Raw genomic sequence first — 2,102 nt, 5'->3', positions numbered from 1 at the left:
AGCATACGGTGCAAATACACTTCCTCTAATTTTAACGATGTTAGCCATGAGAACCCTCCGTAATGTATTAATTTTGTTTCGGTGAATCCTATTTCTTTTATAATTGAATTATGGTCAACTTGATTGACTACATGGTGTATAGTACAATGGGTTTCAAATAAAGTCAACCTAATTGACTTTATTTAAGGAGGTTTTATGTATGAATCATGAAGTATTTAGTGAATTGGATCTTACATCACTATTATCATTATCCTTTAGTACATCAATAAATGAATTACATGACAGATTGAGTGAATTGGGATTTGGAGATATTAGACCTGTACATGGTTTTATGTTTAAATGCATCACTCCAAATGGAACAACAGGTATAGAACTAGCCGAATATTTAGGAATTACAAAGCAAGCTGTGAGTAAAATGGTGGATTATCTTGAGAAAAGTGGCTATGTAATGCGCAAAGCTCATCCCACTGATAAGAGAGGTAAAATTATTGTTTTGACCGAACGAGGTTGGTTAGTAGTGAAAGCAAAAGAGAAGATACTAACTGAGATTGAGCAACGTTGGATTGAAAACATAGGTGCTGAACGCCTGCAAATGCTCAAAGAAGATTTAACAAAATTAGTTTATGAAGCAAATGGAGATAAATTACCAACGAGATTAAGACCTGTCTGGTAATCATAGAGATTATAAATGGGACTATTTGCACATTCATCAACATAAAAAATACATAGTCCCCATAAACAATAAAAGTAAACTAATTTGTACACTTCTAAAGCTTATTCAACTAACTTGCCCGTTAGTTCAATAAGAAAAAAAGCTTCACTCCTTGTTGAAGTWATATACTCAACTATTTAAGAACAACATATTACCGCCTTGTTCAAATCCTTCTCATTTACTAAAACACTTCCATTGTCTTCAATTATGAAATCGACTTTGGCATCTGAAAGCCTTTTAATCGCTGAATCTATCGTTTCTTGACTGCTTGTTGAAGGTTCARCCCATACTTTATAGCTTTTTTCTTCAGAATTACAACCAGTAATTACGATAAAAAAACTTAGAATCATCATCGAGAGTAATATTCTTGATTTCACCTGTATCTCCCTTTTTAAATACATTCTATTTGATTTGATTGTTCAACTAAACTGCCACGTTAGTTCAATATGAAAAAAGGCTTCACTCCTTATTGAAGTAAAGCACCCGTTAGTTGAAAAACTTCTCTTTTACTTAGTTCCATCAGCAACAATATCAGCCCTTTCATTAGGCTTATGTTTTTCCACATAAATATCTTCTGAAATCATCCAATTATTTTCCCACATTTCACGGGCATCTTCTCCGTCTCTATCGAGACCTCTTGAAAGACGTTTTTCTCTTGGACAATCAACCCATATTTTGAAATCATATTTATCTGATAATTCTTTTCGAATAGAATATACGCCTTCGATTATTACAATGCCACCAACAGAAACAGTATGCCATTCTGTTAAGCTATCTGTTTCCCAATCGTACCGTTGATAATGTCCCTCTTTTTCATGGCTTATTGGTTCCAGCACCTGATTTAAAAGACGTTTCCAATCAAAATCAGCACCAATAGCTTTTTTTGTTGGATGTGTATTTATAATTTGAGAGGAAGGAAGGTGAAAATCATCCTTATGAACAATCGTTACATTAGAAAATTCTTCTTTTATTTTATCAGCAAATGTACTTTTCCCAGAACCTCCACAACCGTCTATCCCGATCAAGAGTGTAGATTGCTTTTTAGAAATTTCATTTATACCATCTACTAATTGTTTGAAAGAACTAAATTGACCCTTTATTATTTTAAAATTCATCTTAATTCACCACCTTCTGTTATTCACTATTTTTGTTAGTTCTCTATCCTTCATATAAAACCTTTACTTATTAAACTAAAATGCTGCGTTAGTTGAATAAGAAAAGGGCTTTACCCCTTATTGAAGTAAAGAACCCGTTAGTTGAACATGACTTATTGTAGTGTTGACACAAACTACGTACTAAAAGGATTACTAAGATAGGATGCATTTACTCTTCTCTCATAGGAGTTTGTATTGAAAAAATTGATACCAAAACTTTAAATGAGTCTTGGTAT

General features: G+C 32.9%; 2 protein-coding genes. One reads left to right on the top strand and one right to left on the bottom strand.

From position 1 onward, the window contains the following. Positions 1-199 precede the first annotated feature (199 nt). Complete coding sequence (locus AC1DSB_RS18470; protein ID WP_477587326.1) at positions 200-673, top strand: MarR family winged helix-turn-helix transcriptional regulator; 474 nt, start codon at positions 200-202, stop codon at positions 671-673. Between the two features lie 545 nt (positions 674-1,218). Here the strand turns inward: AC1DSB_RS18470 and AC1DSB_RS18465 are convergent. Next, on the bottom strand, positions 1,219-1,827 hold the full coding sequence (locus tag AC1DSB_RS18465) for a uridine kinase family protein (RefSeq protein ID WP_477533311.1): 609 nt from the start codon (positions 1,825-1,827) through the stop codon (positions 1,219-1,221). Positions 1,828-2,102: the final 275 nt, after the last annotated feature.

It is taken from the genome of Paenisporosarcina sp. P4_E4_2 (assembly GCF_056401595.1).
The sequence above is the reverse complement of the archived record's forward strand: the minus strand, read 5'-3'. Positions and strand labels throughout refer to the sequence as shown.

What these genes read in the sequence shown, in the direction of transcription:
- AC1DSB_RS18470 (WP_477587326.1), top strand. Translation starts at nt 200, where the DNA reads ATGAATCATGAAGTATTTAGTGAATTGGATCTTACATCACTATTATCA.
- AC1DSB_RS18465 (WP_477533311.1), bottom strand. Translation starts at nt 1,827, where the DNA reads ATGAATTTTAAAATAATAAAGGGTCAATTTAGTTCTTTCAAACAATTA.